At 66.7% G+C, this 20,249-nt stretch carries 17 protein-coding genes; 8 read left to right on the top strand and 9 right to left on the bottom strand.

All coding sequences use genetic code 11. The features are described from left to right. Nucleotides 1–16: 16 nt before the first annotated feature. Entirely contained in the window at nucleotides 17–1,033 is a 1,017-nt protein-coding gene (locus KNJ79_RS17390; RefSeq protein ID WP_317152026.1) for a bile acid:sodium symporter family protein, read from the bottom strand. Here KNJ79_RS17390 and KNJ79_RS17385 point away from each other — a divergent pair. After that, nucleotides 1,032–1,688, top strand: coding sequence for a 5'-methylthioadenosine/S-adenosylhomocysteine nucleosidase family protein (locus tag KNJ79_RS17385; protein ID WP_089215339.1), 657 nt, complete (start codon nucleotides 1,032–1,034; stop codon nucleotides 1,686–1,688). The two genes, KNJ79_RS17390 and KNJ79_RS17385, sit on opposite strands and share 2 nt — an antisense overlap. Here KNJ79_RS17385 and KNJ79_RS17380 read toward each other — a convergent pair whose 3' ends face one another. Then, nucleotides 1,689–2,696 carry a cytochrome d ubiquinol oxidase subunit II gene (locus KNJ79_RS17380; RefSeq protein ID WP_317152025.1) on the bottom strand — a complete coding sequence of 336 codons (1,008 nt, stop codon included), beginning with the start codon at nucleotides 2,694–2,696 and terminating at the stop codon, nucleotides 1,689–1,691. Further along, nucleotides 2,693–4,081, bottom strand: a complete 1,389-nt coding sequence (locus KNJ79_RS17375) for a cytochrome ubiquinol oxidase subunit I (RefSeq protein WP_317152024.1) — start codon at nucleotides 4,079–4,081, stop codon at nucleotides 2,693–2,695. Before KNJ79_RS17375 ends, KNJ79_RS17380 begins: the two co-directional genes overlap by 4 nt. A gap of 193 nt (nucleotides 4,082–4,274) precedes the next feature. On the opposite strand from KNJ79_RS17375, the gene typA reads away from it, so the two are divergent. The 4 genes from typA (at nucleotide 4,275) to KNJ79_RS17355 (ending at nucleotide 8,364) form a co-directional block, all read left to right on the top strand. Then, nucleotides 4,275–6,107, top strand: coding sequence for a translational GTPase TypA (gene typA, locus KNJ79_RS17370; RefSeq protein WP_317152023.1), 1,833 nt, complete (start codon nucleotides 4,275–4,277; stop codon nucleotides 6,105–6,107). 258 nt (nucleotides 6,108–6,365) lie between these two features. Then, complete coding sequence (locus KNJ79_RS17365) at nucleotides 6,366–6,911, top strand: pseudouridine synthase (protein ID WP_317152022.1); 546 nt, start codon at nucleotides 6,366–6,368, stop codon at nucleotides 6,909–6,911. Nucleotides 6,912–6,954: 43 nt separating this feature from the next. After that, nucleotides 6,955–7,797, top strand: a complete 843-nt coding sequence (locus KNJ79_RS17360; protein ID WP_317152021.1) for a DUF3883 domain-containing protein — start codon at nucleotides 6,955–6,957, stop codon at nucleotides 7,795–7,797. 219 nt (nucleotides 7,798–8,016) lie between these two features. Continuing rightward, entirely contained in the window at nucleotides 8,017–8,364 is a 348-nt protein-coding gene (locus KNJ79_RS17355) for a hypothetical protein (protein WP_317152020.1), read from the top strand. Here the strand turns inward: KNJ79_RS17355 and KNJ79_RS17350 are convergent. After that, a protein-coding gene (locus KNJ79_RS17350) for an IS630 family transposase (RefSeq protein WP_394357132.1) occupies nucleotides 8,361–9,318 on the bottom strand; the annotation gives its coding sequence in 2 pieces (ribosomal slippage) (nucleotides 8,361–8,988 and nucleotides 8,987–9,318; 960 coding nt in all). The genes KNJ79_RS17355 and KNJ79_RS17350 overlap by 4 nt on opposite strands. 442 nt (nucleotides 9,319–9,760) lie before the next feature. On the opposite strand from KNJ79_RS17350, the gene KNJ79_RS17345 reads away from it, so the two are divergent. After that, nucleotides 9,761–10,849 (top strand): hypothetical protein, encoded by a 1,089-nt coding sequence (locus tag KNJ79_RS17345; protein ID WP_317152018.1) that lies wholly within the window; start codon nucleotides 9,761–9,763, stop codon nucleotides 10,847–10,849. On the opposite strand, the gene KNJ79_RS17340 is transcribed toward KNJ79_RS17345, so the two are convergent. Next, the gene (locus tag KNJ79_RS17340; RefSeq protein WP_317152017.1) at nucleotides 10,821–11,525 is read right to left on the bottom strand and encodes a sensor histidine kinase; all 705 of its coding nucleotides are present in this window, start codon (nucleotides 11,523–11,525) and stop codon (nucleotides 10,821–10,823) included. The two genes, KNJ79_RS17345 and KNJ79_RS17340, sit on opposite strands and share 29 nt — an antisense overlap. A 363-nt stretch (nucleotides 11,526–11,888) precedes the next feature. Here KNJ79_RS17340 and KNJ79_RS17335 point away from each other — a divergent pair, with 363 nt between their 5' ends. Beyond that, the gene (locus tag KNJ79_RS17335; RefSeq protein ID WP_317152016.1) at nucleotides 11,889–12,890 is read left to right on the top strand and encodes a helix-turn-helix transcriptional regulator; all 1,002 of its coding nucleotides are present in this window, start codon (nucleotides 11,889–11,891) and stop codon (nucleotides 12,888–12,890) included. On the opposite strand, the gene ligD is transcribed toward KNJ79_RS17335, so the two are convergent. Together ligD and ku are read right to left on the bottom strand one after the other, a co-directional pair. Continuing rightward, on the bottom strand, nucleotides 12,847–15,354 hold the full coding sequence (ligD, locus tag KNJ79_RS17330) for a DNA ligase D (protein WP_317152015.1): 2,508 nt from the start codon (nucleotides 15,352–15,354) through the stop codon (nucleotides 12,847–12,849). The genes KNJ79_RS17335 and ligD overlap by 44 nt on opposite strands. A gap of 156 nt (nucleotides 15,355–15,510) precedes the next feature. Beyond that, nucleotides 15,511–16,368 (bottom strand): non-homologous end joining protein Ku, encoded by an 858-nt coding sequence (ku, locus tag KNJ79_RS17325; RefSeq protein WP_317152014.1) that lies wholly within the window; start codon nucleotides 16,366–16,368, stop codon nucleotides 15,511–15,513. A 129-nt stretch (nucleotides 16,369–16,497) separates the two neighbouring features. On the opposite strand from ku, the gene KNJ79_RS17320 reads away from it, so the two are divergent. Next, nucleotides 16,498–16,764 (top strand): DUF3297 family protein, encoded by a 267-nt coding sequence (locus tag KNJ79_RS17320; protein ID WP_089215529.1) that lies wholly within the window; start codon nucleotides 16,498–16,500, stop codon nucleotides 16,762–16,764. Between the two features lie 176 nt (nucleotides 16,765–16,940). On the opposite strand, the gene KNJ79_RS17315 is transcribed toward KNJ79_RS17320, so the two are convergent. Both KNJ79_RS17315 and KNJ79_RS17310 read right to left on the bottom strand, forming a co-directional pair. Continuing rightward, nucleotides 16,941–17,510, bottom strand: coding sequence for a CHAP domain-containing protein (locus KNJ79_RS17315; RefSeq protein ID WP_089215352.1), 570 nt, complete (start codon nucleotides 17,508–17,510; stop codon nucleotides 16,941–16,943). Nucleotides 17,511–17,896: 386 nt separating this feature from the next. Continuing rightward, entirely contained in the window at nucleotides 17,897–20,194 is a 2,298-nt protein-coding gene (locus KNJ79_RS17310) for a putative bifunctional diguanylate cyclase/phosphodiesterase (protein ID WP_317153944.1), read from the bottom strand. Nucleotides 20,195–20,249: the final 55 nt, after the last annotated feature.

The raw sequence follows: 20,249 nt of genomic DNA, 5'->3' as shown, positions 1-20,249 counted from the left end.
CGCGCCGGCCGTGCCGCTAGTCACCGCTCAACGCCGGCGCGATCCACGCCGACAGGATCAGCTGCGCCATATGATAGACGAGGATCGGCAGCAGCACCATGCCGGCCGTCGCGGACGGAAAGAGCGTCGCGGCGAGCGGCGCGCCGACCGCGAGGCTCTTTTGCGCTCCCGAGAAGAGCAGCGTGATGCGATCGGCGCGAGCGAGCGCCAGCAGGCGCCCGAGCATCCAGGCGCCGCCGAACGCGAGCGCGAGCAGGATCGCCACCGCGCCGAAGACGATCGCGATCTCGCGCGCGTCGAGCAGGTGCCAGATGCCGCCGACGACTGCCGCCGAAAAGGCGACATAGACCGCGGTGGCGATCGCGCTGCGATCCATCAGCGTGGCGAGGCCGCGATGCGCGACGACCCATGGGCGCAGCCAGCGCTGGACGAGCTGACCGGCGATGAAGGGCAGGAGCAGGATGGCGACGATGCGCAGCGCCGCCGCGCCGTGGATTTCGCCGGCGCTGCCCGCGAGCAGCGCGAACAGCAAGGGCGAGAGGATCACACCGGCAAGGTTGAGCAGCGCCGCCGCGACGACGCTCGCCGCGACATTGCCGCCCGCCATCGAACTCGCCGCGGTCGCCGATTGCACCGTCGAGGGCAGGATGCCGAGAAAGAGAAAGCCGAGCGCGAGCGTTGCCGGCAGGAAGAGGGCGGCGAGCGCGTGCGCACATGCACCGAGCAGCGCCATCGCGCCGAAGCAGAAGGCGAAGGCGCCGCCCTGCAGCTTCCAGTTGCGGATGCCGTGAAGAACCTCGTCGCGCGGCAGGCGCACGCCGTTGAGGAAGAAGAGCAGCACGATCGCGGCGGTCGAAATGCCCTGCGCGACGGGAACGGCGGTTCCGCGCACCGGCAGCAGGCTGGCGAGCAGGATCGTCGCGAGCAGCACGGGGACGAAACGGTCGGGAAAGAGGCGCGCGAGCATCGAATGCAGCGATGGCGCGCACATCGCGGCTTGGCAAGCGGCGAAGGGACGATAGAGAGACGCCATGGCCGCCATCCTGATCCTCGCCGCGCTCCCCGAAGAGGCCGATGCCCTGTTCCCCGGTGCGGGTGCGCGCGAGGATGGCGTCTTCGCCCTCCGCCGGCTTGCCGCACACGGTCACGCCGTCGCGATTGCGGTCTGCGGGCTCGGTAAGGTCAATGCGGGGCTCGCCGCGGGGCTGCTGGGCGACGACGCCGGCCTCTTGCTGATGAGCGGCACCTGCGGCGCGCTCGGCGGGACCGCGCCCGGCGCCTATTGGATCGCCCAGGCGGTGCAGCATGATTATGGCGCGGTGCATCCGGGCCTCTTTCGCCGCTATCGCGCCGGCGACTGGCCGATGGGCGATGCGGGCGAAGCGCATTTCGCGGCGATGCCCGATCCCGGGCTCGGGCTGCCCCACGCGCGCATCGCGAGCGGCGACAGCTTCGTCGCCTGCCCCGACGCCGCCGCCGACCTTGCGGCGAACCTCGGCGCGACGCTGGTCGACATGGAGGTGGGCGCGGTAGCGCAAGCCGCCGCGCGGCTCGGCAAGCCTTGGGGCGCGATCAAGGCGGTCACCGACGAAGCCAACGGCAAGAGCGGCGGCGATTTCCAGGCGAACCTTGAGCGCGCGGCGCGGCTTGCGGCGGTCCAGGTCGAACGGCTGATCGAACGGATCTGACTATTCGTAGCTGAGATGCGTCGCCTTGCCGCGGAAAATCCAGTGGGCGAGGATCGAATAGCCGAGGATCACCGGCAACACGACGAGCGCGCCGACGAGGATGATCGTCAGCGATTCGGGCGCCGCCGCTGCCTGCCAGATGTCGAGCCGGTCGGCGATCAGATAGGGATAGAAGCTATAGGCAATGCCGACGAAGCCGAGCGCGAACAGGATTCCCGCGGTCGCGAGCGGCACCCACGACAGTGCGTCCCCTTCGCGCAAGGGGCGGCGCAGGAAGATCGCGAGCCCGACGAACAGCGTCGCCGCGGCGATCGGGATCGGCAGCAGCGCAATGATTTCGGGAAGGTGGAACCAGCGGTCGAAGATGCGCGTCGACAGCAGCGGTGTCGCGATCGAAATGACCGCCATCGCGAGCGCGGTCGCCCACAGCGTAACCTGGGCCCAGCGCACGGCGCGTTTCTGAAGCTCGCCTTCGACCTTGTAGACCAGCCAGCAGGCGCCGACGAACAGATAGCCCGCGACGAGGCCGAGCGCGGCGAGCAGGCAGAAGAGCACCGACGCAAGGCTCTGGTCGAAGCCAAGGACATAGGCGCCGAGCATATAGCCCTGGCACAGTGCGGCGAGCAGCGAGCCAGCGAAGAAGGCGTCGTCCCAGCGCTGCTTGTGGCCGGGCGCAGCCTTGGCTCGAAACTCGAAGGATACGCCGCGCAGGATCAGCGCGATCAGCATCAGCGCGACGGGCAGGTAGAGCTGGGTCAGGATCAGTCCGTGCGCGACCGGGAAGGCGACGAGCAGCAGCCCGATGCCGAGCACCAGCCAGGTCTCGTTCGCGTCCCAGAAAGGCCCGATCGAGGCGATCATCAGGTCGCGATTCGCTCCCGTCTCGAGCCGCGTCAGCATGCCGACGCCAAGGTCGTAGCCATCGAGGATGACATAAAGGAGGATCGCGAGGCCCATCAGCCCGGCAAAGATCACGGGCAGCCACCAGGGGTCGAACAAGGGCGTCATGCGGCGGGGTCCTCGAGCGGTTCGGCGGGGCCTTGCGCGACGCCGGGAAGCGGAAACATCGGCTTGCCGCCGGGGGCGCGGCGGCCGAGCCCGGCGAGGCGATAGAGCACCGCGACATAGGCGGTGAGCAGCGCGGCATAGACCGCCAGATAGAGCGCGAGCGAGGTGGTCACCATCGCGGAGCCCGTCGGGCCGACCGCGTCGGCGGTGCGCAGCACCCCGGTGACGAGCCACGGCTGACGCCCGATCTCGGTCACATACCAGCCCGCGAGCGTCGCGAGCCAGCCCGCGAAGGTCATGGCGACGAGGCCGCGCGCATAGCAGCGCGGCAGCCCGTCGACCCCGCGCCGCCGGATCAGCCACGCGCCGCTCCACGCGACCAGGAGCATGAGCACGCCGAGCCCGACCATCAGGCGGAAGCCCCAGAAGATCGGCGCGACCGGGGGATGATTGCCCGCATAGTCGTTGAGCCCGGGAACGACGCCTTCGGCATGGTGCTTGAGGATCAGGCTCGCGCCCGACGGAATCCCGATCTCGGCATGGTTGGTGCGCGCCGCCTCGTCGGGGAGCGCAAAGAGCAGAAGCGGCGTATTGGGCTGCGTTTCCCAATTGGCTTCCATCGCCGCGACCTTCTGCGGCTGGTGCGCGAGCGTGTTGAGTCCGTGCTGGTCGCCGGCGAAAATTTGCACCGGGATCAGGATCGCGGCCGCATAGACCGCAGCCTTCAGCGTCCGCCGCACGCCTTCGCCGCCGCCGTCCTTGAGCCAGCGCCACGCGCTCATCCCGGCGATCAGGAAGGCGACGGTCAGCGCCGAGGCGAGCAGCATGTGGGCCAGGCGATAGGGCATCGAGGGGTTGAAGACGATCGCCCACCAGTCGGTCGCATGGACGACGCCGCCCCGAATCTCAAACCCCGCCGGAGTCTGCATCCAGCTGTTCAGGGCGATGATCCAGAAGGCCGAGAGCGTCGTGCCCCCTGCAACGAGGACCGTCGCCAGCGTATGCACCCAATTGGGCACGCGGCTGAAACCGAACAGCATGATGCCGAGGAAGACCGCCTCGAGGAAGAAAGCGGTGAGCACTTCATAGGCGAGCAGGGGGCCGGCGACATTGCCGACGCGTTCCATATAGCCCGGCCAGTTGGTCCCGAACTGAAAGCTCATCGTGATGCCCGACACGACGCCCATCGCGAAGCTGAGCGCGAAGACCTTCACCCACAGGCGATAGGCGTCCATCCACGCCGTATCGCCGCTGCGGTTATAGGCGAGCTTGAAGCCGAGCAGCGCCCAGCCGAGCGCGATCGTGATCGTCGGGAAAAGGATATGGAAGCTGATGTTCGCGGCAAACTGGATGCGCGCGAGCATCAGCGGGTCGAGTCCGTCCATCGCTGTCGTCCCCTGTCGTCAGATCGCATCCATTCCTTAGCACAAGGCGCGCCGCGGGCGAACTTGGACAAATCGCCCGAGGGCCAAGCGGGCCCACCGGCAATTTTGTTGCGGCGCAGCGGCGCTTCTGTTAGGGGCGCGGCCGATTGCGGCGCCTGTTGCGCCGCTGTGCTCCCAAAAGGCCGAAACCCGCATGTCTCTGCGCAATATCGCCATCATCGCGCACGTCGATCATGGCAAGACCACCCTCGTCGACCAGCTCTTCCGCCAGTCGGGCACCTTCCGCGACAACCAGCGCGTCGAGGAAAGAGCTATGGATTCCAATGACTTGGAAAAAGAGCGCGGGATCACCATCCTCGCGAAATGCACCAGCGTCGAGTGGGGCGAGGGCGACCTGGCGACGCGGATCAACATCGTCGACACGCCGGGCCACGCCGACTTCGGCGCCGAGGTCGAGCGCATCCTGTCGATGGTCGATGGCGTCATCCTGCTCGTCGACGCCGCCGAAGGCCCGATGCCGCAGACCAAGTTCGTCACCGGCAAGGCGCTCGCGCTCGGCCTGAAGCCGATCGTCGTCGTCAACAAGATCGACCGTAGCGACGCACGCCCCGCCGAAGTGCTCGACGAGGTGTTCGAGCTGTTCCTCACCCTCGACGCGAGCGACGAACAGCTCGATTTTCCCATACTCTACGCCTCGGGCCGCGCGGGCTTCGCCTCGCCCGATCCGGAGGCGCGCGAAGGCGACCTGACGCCGCTGTTCGAGACGATCGTGAATCATGTCCCGACCCCCGGCCTCGACGAGAGCGGCCCCTTCACCTTCCTCGCGACGCTGCTAGACCGCGACAATTTCATCGGCCGCGTGCTGACGGGCCGCGTCCAGTCGGGGACGGTCAAGGTCAACCAGCCGATCCACGCGATCGACATGGACGGCAGGGTCATCGAGACCGGCCGCGCGTCCAAGCTGCTCGCCTTTCGCGGGCTCGACCGCGTTCCCGTCGAGGAAGCCCGCGCGGGCGACATCGTCGCGATCGCGGGCCTGACCAATGCGACCGTCGCGAACACCATCGCCGACACGAGCGTCAGCGAACCGATCGCCGCGCAGCCGATCGACCCGCCGACGCTGTCGATGCGCTTCGCGGTCAACGACAGCCCGATGGCGGGGCGCGAGGGCAGCAAGGTGACGAGCCGCATGATCCGCGACCGCCTGCTCCGCGAGGCCGAAACCAATGTCGCGATCCGCATCACCGAAAGCGCTGACAAGGACAGCTTCGAGGTCGCGGGCCGCGGCGAGTTGCAGCTCGGCGTGCTGATCGAAACGATGCGCCGCGAGGGCTTCGAACTCGGGATCAGCCGCCCGCGCGTGCTGTTCCAGACCGACGAGACGGGCGCACGCACCGAACCCTATGAAACCGTCGTCATCGACGTCGACGACGAACATTCGGGCACGGTCGTCGAGAAGATGCAGATCCGCAAGGCCGAACTCACCGACATGCGCCCGTCGGGCGGCGGCAAGACGCGCATCACCTTCAGCGGGCCGAGCCGCGGCCTGATCGGCTACCATGGCGAATTCCTGTCCGACACGCGCGGCACCGGGATCATGAACCGGTTGTTCGAGAAATATGGCCCCTACAAGGGCGCGATCGAGGGCCGCAAGAATGGCGTCCTCATCTCGAACGGCGCGGGCGAGGCGGTCGCCTATGCGCTCGGCCCCTTGGAAGAGCGCGGCATCCTCTTCGTCTCACCCGGCGAGGCGCTGTATGAAGGGATGATCATCGGCGAGAATGCGAAGCCCGAGGACCTCGAGGTCAACCCGATGAAGTCGAAGCAGCTCACCAACTTCCGCTCGACGGGCAAGGACGACGCGATCCGCCTGACCCCGCCGCGCCGCATGACGCTCGAACAGGCGATCGCCTATATCGACGACGACGAGATGGTCGAGGTGACCCCGGCGAACATCCGGCTGCGCAAGGCGATCCTCGACCCGCACGAGCGCAAGAAGGCGTCGCGGAAGAAAGAGGCGGCGTAACTTCGCCCTGAAAGATGCCGTGTGCCCCCGCGAAGGCGGGGGCCCATCACCGGATGGTGCAAAATGGCACCGGCAGGAGATGGATCCCCGCCTTCGCGGGGATACACGATCAGGGAGAAACGGCGGCGCTTGAACCTCGCCGGCGCGTGGCGCATTAAGGCTTCGCGTCAGCGGCGGGGAGTCGTCCGCCGCTCCGGTCCGATGCACGTCTGTCCTCCGCATCGGTTGGCGCGCCTTCACCCTGTGGAAGCCTGACCCGTGGCCCGCCTGATCCTCTTCAACAAGCCCTACGGCGTGCTGTCGCAATTCACCGACCGCGGCAGCGAGACCGCGCGCGCGACGCTGTCGGACTATATCGACGTCCCGGGCGTCTATCCCGCCGGGCGGCTCGACCGCGACAGCGAAGGCCTGCTGATCCTGACCGACGACGGCGCGCAGCAAGCGCGCATCGCGTCGCCGAAGCACAAGATGCCCAAAACCTATCTGGTGCAGGTCGAGGGCGAGCCGGGCGCCGCGGCGCTCGCCGCGCTGCGCGCCGGCGTCGAGCTGAAAGACGGCCGCACCCGCCCCGCGCAGGCCCGCCGCATCGACCCGCCTGCCCTGTGGGATCGCGACCCGCCGGTGCGATACCGCAAGAGCGTGGCAGATAGCTGGATCGAACTCACCATCACCGAAGGCCGCAACCGCCAGGTCCGCCGCATGACCGCCGCGGTGGGGTTTCCGACCCTGCGGCTGGTGCGGTGGCGGATCGGGGCGTGGGAGATCGGGGATTTGACGGTGGGGGAATGGCGGGAGGTTGGGTGACGATGAACCTTTGCCGCCGTCCTAATTTCAGTATGATGGCGATATGAACGAGGGGCAGGAAGGCAAGGCGTGGTCGGACGCTGAGAACGTCATGGTCGTCGCCGATTATTTTGCCATGCTGGCGAAGGAATTGAGCGGTCAGCCCTTTGTCAAAGCGCATCACAATCAAACGCTCACCGAAACGATCGGACGTTCGAAGAAGTCGATCGAATATAAGCATATGAATATCAGCGCGGTGCTCGAACGCCTCGGGCTGCCACGCATCAAAGGCTATGCGCCGCTCGCCAATTTTCAGAACAGTCTGATCGCCGCGATCGAACGGCAATTGTCCTTCGATTCATTGGTACCGAACGTACCGGAAACGACGACCGGTGCGGTCGCCGTCAGCGACCGATCCTCTTTGTGGATCGGTCCTCCGCCTTCGGTGTCTCCTGACGATAGGAAGACCACCGATGCGCTCGACCGGCTGGTGCGCAAATTCGACCCAGCCGCACGCGATGCGCGCAATCGGCAGTTGGGGCGGAGTGGAGAAGAACGTGTTTTCCACCATGAGCGCGAACTGCTCATCGCGGCGGGGCGCGAAGACCTTGCGCGAAAGGTCGAATGGACCTCGCAGGAGCGGGGCGATGGTGCAGGCTATGACATTGCTTCGTTCACGCCCGAGGGCGCATCGCGGCTGATCGAGGTCAAGACGACCAATGGGCCGGCAAAGACGCCCTTCTATATGAGCGAGAATGAGCGGCTGTTCAGCGAAGAACGGCCGGAAGCATTTCGCTTGATGCGCCTCCACGATTTTTCGACGCGGCCGAGCGGTTTCGAATTGCGGCCGCCGCTGGGTGATTTCCTTGCTTTCCAACCGATCAATTATCGTGCGGCTCTGCGATGATCGTGAGGAAATAATTGCATCCAGAGCGGATTGGGTCGCCCGTCATTCTGCCGCTTTTTCTGCTACCATTGCTGTAGAAAATTCGATTGTGCCGGCCGGGTGAGCTGTTCCTTTCTTTGTGGCTTCGTGTCTTTGTGCGACACTAAGATAATCTCGCACAAAGACACGAAGCCACAAAGAGGCTGAGTCTGTCGCGCGTTCCTTTCTGGCACTGGATAGATGGTTGGCTCGATGAAGTGGACGGTGTTCGAGTATCTTTATCGCGACGCCGACAATCACAAAGCATATGGAAAGGTCGCCCTTGAGGGCGTCGTGAGCGACGAGCGTTGGAAAGCTGCGCTCTCCAAGCTCGACGAGGGCATCTATTTTGTCGCGGAGCAGATCGGATTGCCTCCGCTCTGTGATCAGTTATTTCGTTGGAGCGGGAATGCGCCGACCGATGCTGATCATTGCTGGCATGAGTTCATTTCAATCTCAATTGTGGATGAAGCTGACCTGCCGACTGCCATCCATAGGCGCGGCTCAACCGAACGGCTGGTTGAAAGGATTAGAGCGTCGTGCATTTAATCTGCAACGTATCCAGCCTCTTTGAGGTAATTCCGGCATTCGTCTGGAGAGTAGAGTTCGCAGATGGAACCGACGGCTTGCCAGAGGGCGTCGATGGTTCGCGCTTTGGCTTTTCGCAGGTGGGCCTTGAGCTTGGCGAAGGCCATTTCGATGGGGTTCAGGTCGGGGCTGTAGGGCGGCAGGAACAGGAACCATGCGCCGCGAGCCTTGAGGATGGCCTTTGCCTTCTCGCTCTTGTGACTGGAGAGGTTGTCGAGGATGACGATGTCGCCGGGCTTGAGCGTCGGGGCGAGCTGGGTTTCGACATAGGTCTCGAAGAGACGCCGGTTCATCGGGGCGTCGATCACCCAGGGCGCGGTGAGCCCGTCATGGCGCAGCGCGGCGATGAAGGTCTGGGTGCCCCAATGGCCGAAGGGCGCCGTCATCCTCAGCCGCTGCCCACGCCGCGCCCGACCACGCAGCCGGGTCATCTTGGTCGTCGTCCCGGTCTCGTCGATGAACACCAGCCGTTCCGGGCGCTTCTTCATCCATGGCTGGCGATGCGCGCGCCATACCCGCCGGGCGCGGGCAATGTCAGCGCGATCGGCTTCGCTCGCCAGCAGCGTTTTTTTTGACGGTAAAACCGCGCTGGATCAGCAGCCGGGACAGCGAAGCGGGATGCGCCTTCACCCCCCGCTCGGCCAAAAGCCGCCCTGCCAGTTCGGGCATCGTGATGTCGCCATCGGCCTCGACCCAGCCGATCAGCGCATCGGCGTGCCGGTCAAGCACACCGCTGCCCTTGGGACGGCCTTGACGCGCAGGCGCCACAGAACCCGTCTGCGCCTTGCGCTGCGCCAGACGAACCGCCGTCGCCGCGCTCACCCCAAATCGACGCGCCGCTGAACGGCACGAGCGACCGCGCTCAATCTCACCAACAATCCGAACCCGAAGATCAACCGAACTGCTCTTGCCCATGATCCACCTCCAATCAGGGTGAATCACAAATCCAAGCCCAAGGGAATCCCCTTATGATTCAGATTTCGCGCTCGACGCTCTAGTGCTGCAGATGTCTGGAATATTTGGCTTTCGCCGAATGTCACATCATAGTCCCGGCGGATGTCGATGGGGAACGCAAGGTGCCGCTTGTCGGAGTTTCCAAGCCGGGGAACGAGCCGCTGGGAGACGGATTTCCCTGCTCATCGACGAGGGCAAACAGTAGCCGCAAGAAATATGCCGAGCATCGAAGGATATCAATTTCCAGCATTTCGATCGTCTCACGATTGGGCCGCAAGCCGAGCCGACCTTATCAATCTCTCGCAGAAGCGCAAAGAACAAATCATAAACAAAATCCTTTCCTACATTCCTCCAATCAGCCATAGCCTGACGGGTTTGGTCTTGGGAAACGGGAGGGACAGCCATGCAGAACCGGACACCTATTGCGGCGGAGGCGCGGCCGGCGCTTCCCGACTTCACGCCGGTGCCGCGCAAGTTGCGGCATGACGGGTGGACGCCCGAGCGGCAGCGGGCGTTTATTGCCGCGCTCGCCGACACCGGGTCGGTCAGCCGGGCGGCGGCGATGGTCAATATGGCGCAGCGCAATTGCTATACGCTGCGGCGCGCGCCGGGTGCGGAGAGCTTTCGGCGGGCGTGGGAGGCGGCGCTCGATTTCGGGGTCGCGCGGCTGAAGGACATCGCCTTCGAGCGCGCGATCGAGGGCTATCAGGTGCCGGTGTTCGTCGGCGGCAAGCTGATGGGCTTTCGGCGCAAATATAATGATGCGCTGCTGATGTTCTGTCTGCGCCACTATGGGCAGGACGGCGGCGGGCGGCGCACGACGGTCAACTATTTTTCGACGCGGGCGAGCGCGGGGTCCTTCGAGACGCCGCTTCGCGGCTCCTCGGGACGAGCGGGAGCCGGCGAGGCCGCGGCGGGCGCCGTGGCCGAGGCTTCGACGACGACGGTGCGCACGGTGATCCACGGCGAGCGCGCGGGGCGCGATGCGGCGGCGGCGCAGGACGCGGCGGCGGGGGCGGTCGAGGGGTTTGCGGGGGTCGAACTCGACGCGCAGGCAATGGCCGAGATCGACGCGGCGCTGCACGCGCTCGCGGCGCGGCGGCGCGCGATCGAGGGGGCGGTCGCGGCGGGCGGGGCCGAGCGGGTCGCGGCCGAGGCCGACGACGAGGCGACGGGGCTGGTGCGGCTGGGCGAAAGGGACTCGCCCTATTGGGGTGCGCTCGAGATGAACGAAGGGCTCGCGGACCTCGAGCCGCCGGCGCGCTTCGGCGGGGAGGCCGACTGGGTGCAGGCGGGGGCCGACATGCCCGAGGGGTATCGCGAATGGATCGAGGCCGCCGAGGCGCGCGGCGAGGCGGTGCCGGTGCTTCCCGTGGCGGCGCGGCCGGAGGGCGGCGACGGGGTGGCGGCGGTGAAGAAGCGGCCGCCGCGGCGGCGCGGGACACGCCGCGAGGCGGCGGCGGTCAGGCCGCGCGGGGAAGCTCGGCGCTGACCATCGTGCCGCGGCTCGTGCGCGCGATCGCGAAGGTGCCGCCGAGCTGCGCGACGCGTTCGCGCATGCTGGCGAGGCCGACGCCGCGATTGCGCACCGTCTTGCCCGCGGCGAGAACGGGGCAGATGCCGATGCCGTCGTCGTTGATCGTAAGGATCAGCCGGTCCGCCTGCACGACGAGATCGACGTCGACGCGGCGCGCGCGGGCGTGGCGCGCGACATTGGCGAGCGCTTCCTGCGCGACGCGGTAGAGCGCGACTTCGGCGGCGGGGGCTAGCTCGAGCGGGCCGTGCGGTGCGCGGAAGCGAGTGCTGAGCCCGGTGCGCCGTTCGAAGCCCTCGGCGAAGATCGCCAGCGCGGTGCGCAGCCCGGCGCCGAGCAGCTCGGGCGGGACGACCTGGTCGAGCGTCTGCATCTGGACGCGGATCGACGCGACCGATTCGGCGATCGAGCGGCAGAGCGCCTCGGCCTCGTGCGGGCGCTCGACCTGGCCGAGCGCGAGCAGGCTGAACTGGATCGCGACGAGTTGCTGCGCCATGTCGTCGTGGAGTTCGCAAGCGATGCGCCGCCGCTCTTCCTGTTCGGCGAGCAGGAGGGCCTCGTGGAGAAAGGCATCGGTGGGGAGGGGCGAATCGGACGTGGGCCGATCCGGCGGAGATGTTATCGCTGACTCCATCACGCTGCTCCCCTGCGATGCGAATGGCGACCCGGTTTCCCCGCGCCGTTCTGTTCGCCAGCGCGGCCTGGCGGTCGCCTGTCGCCGGAGTCGGGGGGTTGCCCCTAAGTATGGATACCTAAGCGGCGCGGGCTATGCAGATTCTGTCAAAATGTTGAAAGGCGGGGCGCAATTCGTCGATTCCGTGATAATGACGAGGAATCGGGGTGGGCCGGCCCCGATGGCGGCGGCGTTTTTCGGGGTTATTCCTGATGCCGGGTGCGGGATTTCCCTTTAGGGTGACGCCCGGACAACGGACCGGACGAAGCAGCGGACCAGCGAGTGCTTCGAAAGCGCCGGATGGCCGCCTGTGGGAGCGATACCATGATTTCTTCGTCGAGCGTCGGCGGCGACTGGACCCTGGTGCCGGCCCATGCGGTCGATAGCACGCGCGAGGCGGTGCTCGGCGCAGACCTCGACTCGATCCATTTTGCGCGCGGGGAGCCGGTCGACGGCCTGGCGCTCGCGGTGAGCGACGGGGTGAGCTATGCGAGCGGCAGCGTCGGCGGCCCGCTGGCTTTGCTGGGACCCCTGTCCGAAAGCCTGATCACGATCGGGCTGGGTCTTCGACTGAACCCCGGATCGCGCCAATGGCTGAGCGAGGTGCGCACCGGCAACATCTGTGTCGTCCACCCCGGCGACGAGCATCGCGGGCTGTTCATGCCGGGAAGCCTCTACGTCACCGCGCGGCTCTCGGCCGATCAGCTCGAGGAATTTTCGGCGGAGATGGGGCTGGTGCTCGACGCGCGGCAGCTCGGCGGATCGGGCGTCAGCTCCCACCGCGCCGCCGACGGGCCGCTGGCGATGCTGCGCAGCGGTTTCGAGCGGGTGCATCGCCGGGACCCCGGCGTGCCGGGCTCGCCGGTGCTCGGTCGCTTCACGCTCGAAACGGTGATCGGCGCTCTCGCGCGCGAGCCGCGGGCGGTTCCGGGCGCGCGTATGCCGGTCGGCTATGGCCGGATCGTGGCGCGCGCGCTCGACTATATCGAGGCCAATCTGGCGGCGCCGCTGTCGAACCGCACGATCGCGCGCGCCGCCTTTACCTCTGAGGCGACCCTGCATCGCGCGTTTCTGGAGCTCTTCGGCGAGACGCCGCAGACCTTTGTCCGCAAATGGCGCCTCAACCGCATCCGCCAGGATCTGGCGAGCGAAGCCGAGGCGCGATGCACGATCACGATGATCGCCAATCGCTGGGGGGTGAGCGAGCTCGGGCGGTTCGCGGGGCTCTATCGGTCGCTGTTCGGCGAACTGCCGTCGGAAACGCGCGCGCGCGCGGCGGCGCTCAGAAATCCGGCAGCGCCTGGCGGGCAAAGCCCCAGCCCTTGAGTTCGGCGCTCGCGGCGCGCTCCAGCAGGTCTTCGGCGTCCCCGATGCTCCAGCGGCGCGGGCTGTCCACCTCGGCGAGCGCGTCCCAGCCGATCGGCGCCGCGACCGGCGCGCCTTCGCGCGCGCGCGCCGAATAGGGCATCACCGCGGTGCTGCCGCGCTGGTTGCGAAGATAGTCGATGAAGATCCTGCCCTTGCGCTTCGCCTTGCTCATCGTCGCGGTGAAGCGGCCGGGTTCCGACAGCGCGAGCGCTTCCGCGAAGCGTTTGGCAAAATCCTTGTGCGCGTCCCAGCTGTGGCCGGGGCTCAGCGGCACGACGACATGCACCCCCTTGCCGCCCGAGAGCATCGCGAAGCTGACGAGGCCGATGTCGGCGAGCTGGCGCTTCAGGTCGGCGGCGGCCTTCTTCACATCGGCGAAATCGAGCCCTTCGTCGGGGTCGAGGTCGAAGACCATGCGGTCGGGCCGTTCGACGGCGTCGGCGTGGCTGCCCCAGCCGTGAAATTCGATCGTCCCCATCTGGACGCAGGCGAGGATGCCGTCCGCATCCTCGACATAGAGATAATCCTCGACCGCGCCGTCCTTCTCTTCGATCGGGACGTGGTGGACGTGGGGGCCGAAGCTGCCCGAATCATGCTTCTGGAAAAAACATTGCTTTGCGCGCCCCTGCGGGCAGCGGACGAGGCTGACCGGGCGGCGCGCGAGGTGCGGGAGCATGACCGGCGCCACCGCGGCATAATAGTCGGCGAGATCGCCCTTGGTCGCCTTTGCCTCGGGGAAGATGATACGGTCGCGGCTGCTGATCCGGACGTCGCTCGTGGCGGCGGGGGCTTTCGCCCTGGTTTCGGGTGTCACGTCCTTCGCCTCCTTGTCGGCGCGCAGGCCGACGAAGCTCGCGTGGCGGACCGCGCCGCCGGCGGTATATTCGGCGAAGGCGATCTCGGCGACAAGATCGGGCTTTACCCAATGGACCTTGCGCGCCGCCGCCCTGTCGACTTCGACCGGCGCGGTCTTGCGCGCGCGGCGCGCGAGTTTCGCCGCGAGCGTCGCCATCGTATCGGCGTCGAAGCCGGTTCCGACATTGCCCTTGTAGACGAGCTCGTCCTTTTCGCGCTGCGCGAGGAGCAGCGAGGCAAAGGGGCGCGCCTTCGCCGAACTCTCCTTCCAGCCGACGATGACGAATTCCTGGCGGCGGGTGCATTTGATCTTCACCCAATTCTTCGAGCGGCGGCCCGCATAGGGCGCATCGGCGCGCTTGGCGATGATCCCTTCCTGCCCCGCGCCGCACATCGCCTCGTAGAGTTTTTCGCCGGCGCCGATGACGTGATCGGCGACCGCGACCGGCGGCGCCGCGTCGCGGAGCAGCGCTTCCAATCGTTCCTTGCGTTCGAGATTGCCGAGCGCGGTGAGCGGCTTGCCGCCCTCTTCGAGCAGGTCGAAGGCGAAGAAGCGAAGATCGGTCGCTTCGTCCTGCGCGCCGTGCCCGCGCTTCAGGACCGCCTGAAGCGCCGAGAAGTCGGGGTTGCCGTCCTTGCCATAGGCGACGATCTCGCCGTCGATCAGGCAGGGCGGCAGGTCGAGCGCGGCGATGTGGCGCGCGAGCGGCGCGAACTTGCCGGTCCAGTCGAGCCCGCTGCGCGTATAGACGACGACCCGCTCCCCCGCCGCGGCGACGAGCGCGCGATAACCGTCGAACTTGATCTCGTGGAACCAGTTGTTGCCCGCCGGCACGCTGTCGACGAGCGTCGCGAGCTGGAGCTTGCGGAATTCGGGCGGTTTGGCGTCGGGCCTGGCGGTTTTGGCGACCTTGCGGTTATGCGCCGCGGCGGCGGCCATCTTCTTCGCGAAGAGCTTGCCCTTCGCGCCCTTCAGCGATTGCTCGCCGCCCTCGTCGCCCGCGATCTCCGCCATCGGGCGGTCGGTGAGGACGCTGGTGAGGTAGCGGCCGGTCAGGTCGTCGCTGCCGCCCGCATAGGCATCGTCGATCTTGCGGAGCAGCCAGTTCTCGCGCTTTTCGCGCGGGCGCGGCTTCATGCGGACGAGCAGCCATTCGCCCTTCATCCGCTCGCCGTCGAGGGTGAAATGGAGGTGGCCGCGCTCGATGTCCTTCGCGCTCTTGCCTTCGACCGGTGCCCAGGTGCCGCGGTCCCACAGCATCACCGTGCCGCCGCCATATTCGCCCCTGGGGATCACCCCCTCGAAATCGGCATAGGCCATCGGATGATCTTCGGTGCGCACCGCGAGCCGCTTGTCGTCGGGGTTCGCGCTCGGCCCCTTGGTGACCGCCCAGCTTTTGAGCACGCCACCCGCCTCGAGCCGGAAATCGTAATGGAGGCGCGTCGCGTCGTGCTTCTGGACGATGAAGCGGTTGCCGGAGCCTTTCGCGACCTTGCCCGCGGGTTCGGGGGTCAGCTTGAAATCGCGCTTTTTGTTATATTGGGCGAGGGGATCGGCACGGGTCATCGCGCGCCCGCTTTTCCGTGCCCCTGCGAAGGCAGGGGCCCATCACCGATGCGGGCGATACGAGCCGAACCATAGGCAAATGGCGCGAGGCCGGATGATGGGCCCCTGCCTTCGCAGGGGCACACGGCAGCGAAAGGCGATCCGGCTCTCACGAGGCTATGCCCGCTTTTTGGCCGGCGCCTTTTTCGCCGGCGCCTTCTTCGACGCGGTCGCGGTCTTTTTCTTGCCGTCGACCGACGCCTTGAGCGCGGCCATCAGGTCGATGACGTTCGAGCCCTCGCGAATGTCGGCGGGCTCCTCGACATCCTCGAGCACGCGCTTGCCCTTTGCCTTCGCCTTTTTGGCGATCACGCGCTTGATCGCGTCGACATAATGGTTGTGAAAATCGCTCGCGTCGAACTTGCCGGTCTTCCTGTCGATCAGCGTTTCGGCGAGGTCGAGGAGGTCGGCGTCGGGTTTCGAGGCGGGGATGTCGCGGAAATAGCTCGCCGCCTTGTTCACCTCGTCGGCATAGCGCAGCATTTCGAGGACGAGGCCCCTGCCGCACGGGCGCAGACCGACGAGCTGTTCCTGCCCGCGCAGCGCGAGCTGGCCGAGCCCGACCTTTTTCGTGCGGCGGAGCGCCTCGCGTAGCACGATATAGGCCTCTTCGGCGAGCTCGTCGGCGGGGACGACATAATAGGGCTTTTCATAATAGAGGATGTCGATGTCGCTCGCCTCGACGAACTGGACGAGTTCGAGCGTGCGCTTGCTCTCGAGCTTGACCGCCTCGATCTCCTCCTCGTCGAGCAGGACATAATTGCCCTTTGACAGCTCATAGCCCTTGACGATGTCGTCCTTGTCGATCGGACCGATGCCGGGGACGATTTTCTCATATTTGACCGGCTTGCCGCTCGGTTCGTGGATCTGGCGAAAGCTGACGCTCGCGCCCGATCTGGTCGCGGGATAGATTTCGACCGGGATCGACACCAGGGCGAGGCGGATCTGTCCCTTCCAATAGGCGCGCGCGGCCATGCTTCACCTCGATTACGCTGCCCCCATGCGAGTCCAAATGATCGGAGCGGCGCGGAGTTCCCCGCCGCGCCCCTTGATTTGCCGTCGCGGCTCGCCTAGCGGCGCGGCACCGATGTGGAGAATTTGACGATGACCGATACGCCCCCCGACCGCCTGTCGACCAACCCGCGCTCGCCCCATTTCGACATGGAGGTGCTGCAGCGCGGCATCGGCATCCGCTTCAAGGGGCAGGAGCGCACCGACGTCGAGGAATATTCGATTTCCGAAGGCTGGATCCGCGTTGCCGCTGGCAAGTCGAAGGACCGTTTCGGCCAGCCGATGACGATCAAGCTGTCGGGCCCGGTCGAGGCGTGGTTCGAGGATGGCGCCGGCGAGGGTGAGGGCGAGGAGGCCTGATCCCGTCGGTTCCCTGGCCGGAGTGCGATCCAGCCTCAAAGCAATAGCGGCGTGTCCCCGCGAAGGCGGGGACCCATCTTCGACCGGCTCAATATGGCGCCGACAGGACATGGGCTCCCGCCTCCGCGGGAGCACACGGCTCTTCAATTCACTATGGCATCACCGGGACGAGCGGATCAGTTGTCGAGCGAAGCCGCGACGAGTTCGAGGCCGTTGCCCGGTTTCCAATCGTTCCTGGCCCAGACGGGTTCGGCGAGTGCCGGCCCGGAGTCGTCCGCATTGGGATAGATGAAGCCCTGGACCGGGTTGGCGCGGGTGCCGAGGTCGCCGATCGGCGCATACCAGACGCGCACGAGGCTCCAGTCGCCGCGCTCGCTGACGTCGACGACGCGGACGTCGCGCTCGATCTGGCCGCGGCGGCCGCGGATCGGCGACCAATTGGCGTGGCTGATCAGGATTTCGCGGTCGCCGACGATCTTTTCGACCACCGCGACATGGCCGAAAGGCATGCCGGGGGTGCTCGCAAACGCCATCACCGCGCCTGCGCGCGGTTCCTGACCGCGGGCATAGTCGCCGGCCGCCTGCGCCCACCAGGTCTTGGCATTGCCGTGGATGTCGATGCCTGATTCGCTGCGCGCGAAGGGGACGCATTGCAGATAGCCGCGCGCGGCGGCGGGGGTGGCGATCAGCCCGGCGAGCATCAGCGTGGATGCCAGAAAGGCACCGAAAAAGCGGCGAACGGGCATGAAAGCGACCCCCCGATTGGCTTGTCTTCAAGCGCTGGAGGCTGTTTGCCACGGCGGCCGGCGGGCGCCAGCCCCGCGCGACGAAGCGCTTTGGCGGTGCGGTAAGTTGCGGAACCTTTTGGTAAGACTTTCCTTTCGTCGCGCGGGGAAAGCGGTTCGTCGGCCGGGTGTCCTCGGTAGCAGAACGCGTTTGCGGAGTCTGTCCTGATCGGCTGGATTAGGGTCTGGACCCTAAAACCCGTTCGTCCTGAGGAGGGACTGAGCTTGTCGAAGCCCCGTCTCGAAGGACCGACGCGGCGCATGGTCCTTCGAGACGCCATTTCGACGGGGCTCAATGGCTCCTCAGGACGAACGGGAGACTTTGAATCCGCTTAACAGGACAGTCTTCAAGCCGCGGCGCTCGATCGCGATTCGGGCTGGCGGAACAGCGCGAGCACGTCGTCCGACGGCATCGGGCGGCCGTAATAATAGCCCTGGATATTGCTGCAGCCGAGGGTGCGGATCGTTTCGACCTCGAGCTCGGTCTCGGCGCCTTCGGCGGTGGTCGCCATGCCGAGGCTGTCGGCGAGCGCGACGACGGCGCGGATGATCGCGATCGATTCGGTCGCGCCCTTCGCCGCGCCCTGCACGAAGGTGCGGTCGACCTTGATCGTCGAGAAATGCGTCTTGCGAAGGTAGCCGAGCGACGAATAGCCGGTGCCGAAATCGTCGAGGCTGAGGCGGATGCCGAGCGCGAGCAGCTGGTCGAGCAGTTGCGCAGCACCGCCGCCGTCGCGCAGGAAGACGCTTTCGGTAACCTCGATCTCGAGCCTTTGCGGCGGCAGCCCGCTCTGCGCGAGCGCCGAGACGACGACCGAGGCGAAATTGGGATCGGTGAGCTGTTCGGCCGAGACGTTGATCGCGACCTTGAGGTTCGAGGGCCAGCGCATCGCCTCGGCGCAGGCGGTGCGCAGCACCCATTCGCCGATCGGCGCGATCAGGCGGCTGTCCTCGGCGAGCGGGATGAAGCGGCCGGGCGAGACATTGCCGAGCTTCTGGTTGGTCCAGCGGATCAGCGCCTCGAAGCCGTTCAGCGTCCCGTCCTCGGCGGTGACGACGGGCTGGTAATAGAGCTCGAATTCGCCGCGATCGAGCGCGCCGCGCAGCTCCTGCTCCATCACGCGCCGCTCCTCGGCCTGCGCGTGGAGCGAGGCGACATAGGGCGCGACGACATTGCCGCCCTTGTCCTTCGACTTGTAGAGCGCAAGGTCGGCGTTGCGGGTCAGCGTCTCGACCGTCGCGCCGTCATGCGGGCCCATCGCATAGCCGACGCTGGCGCCGACGAAGAGCTGGTGGTTGTCGACGACATAGGGACGGCTGAGCGCGGCGATGATGCGGTGCGCGAGCTCCTCGGCGGCATCCGCCGACGCGACATTCTGAAGCACCACGGCGAATTCGTCGCCGCCGAGGCGGCCGCAGCTCATGCCGCGCTCCATCATGCTCTTGAGCCGCGCCGCGACCTGCGCGAGCAGCTTGTCGCCGGTCGGGTGGCCGAGCGTGTCGTTGACCGCCTTGAAGCGGTCGAGGTCGATCATCAGCAGCGCGCAGCGCGCCTTCGCCTCGATCGCATGGGTGAGCGCGCGGCCGAGATCCTCGTTGAGGTGGAGGCGGTTGGGGAGGCCGGTCAGATTGTCGAAGCGCGCCATCTTGGCGATCTGTTCGGCCGAGGCGCGCTGTTCGGTGACGTCCGACCCGACCCCGCGGAAGCCGAGATATTTGCCCTGGTCGTCGAGGCGCGGCGAGGCGGACAATTCCCACCAGCGCGGCTTGCCGCCGATCGACACGGGCACGATCAGGTTCGAAAAACTCTCGCGCCGCTTCATCCGTTCGGCAAGGTCGTGGAGGCTTTTGGGGAACTGTCCGGTTTCCCAGCTGTCGCCCGACAGCGCCTGCAAGAGCAGCATCCCTTCGAGCGCGTCGGCAGGCGCGCCGAGCGCATAGGCGAGGCGCGGCGAGACGTGGACAAGGCGGCGGTTGCTGTCGGTCTGCCACAGCCAGTCGGCCGAGGTTTCCTCGAATTCGCGCAGCAGCAGGCTGACCGTCTCGGTCTTTTCGTGGAGGATTTCCTCGGCACGGCGGAAGCGGACGTAATTTTGGGCAAAGCGGACGCAGAAGGCGCAGAGCAGAAATCCGGCGACGAGCGCGACCGACGCGAGCTGCGGTGCGCCGGCGCGCACCAGCGCCCCGGCGGCCGCGACGCTGACCGGCGCGATGAACAGCGCGCACGCCATCGGCACGCTGTGCGCGACCATCGCGAGCGTCAGCATCATCAGCAGCGAAATCGTCCACATAGAAAGGACATGGTCGAGCCCCGGCGTCCAGCCCTGCAGCCAGAAGGTCGGCATCCAGAGCAGCGCCGAATAGAGGGCGTGGCGGTTGCAATGGCGAAACTCGATCGCGCCGCTGAGCCTCGCCTCGCCGAGCGGCAGCTTTGCGATCGAGCGATAGGACCAGATGCTGAACAGCAGCGCGGCGGTGAGCCAGCCGCCGGCGATCGTCCACGGCAGCCGGGTGACCATCGTGAAGGCGGCGACGAGCGCCATGCCGACGCTCATCCACAGGCGCAGCGATCCCTTGCCGCGAAGCGGCGCGAGCTGGAGCTGGCGGAGGTCCCCGATGTCGTCCTTTTGCGACCCCAGCCCCATCAGGGTGCGCACGGAAACATCATCGGCCGAGCGAGGGTCGGTCAACAGGCTAGTC

The organism is Sphingopyxis indica (assembly GCF_032879645.1).
GTDB lineage: Bacteria > Pseudomonadota > Alphaproteobacteria > Sphingomonadales > Sphingomonadaceae > Sphingopyxis > Sphingopyxis indica.
The sequence above is the reverse complement of the archived record's forward strand: the minus strand, read 5'-3'. Positions and strand labels throughout refer to the sequence as shown.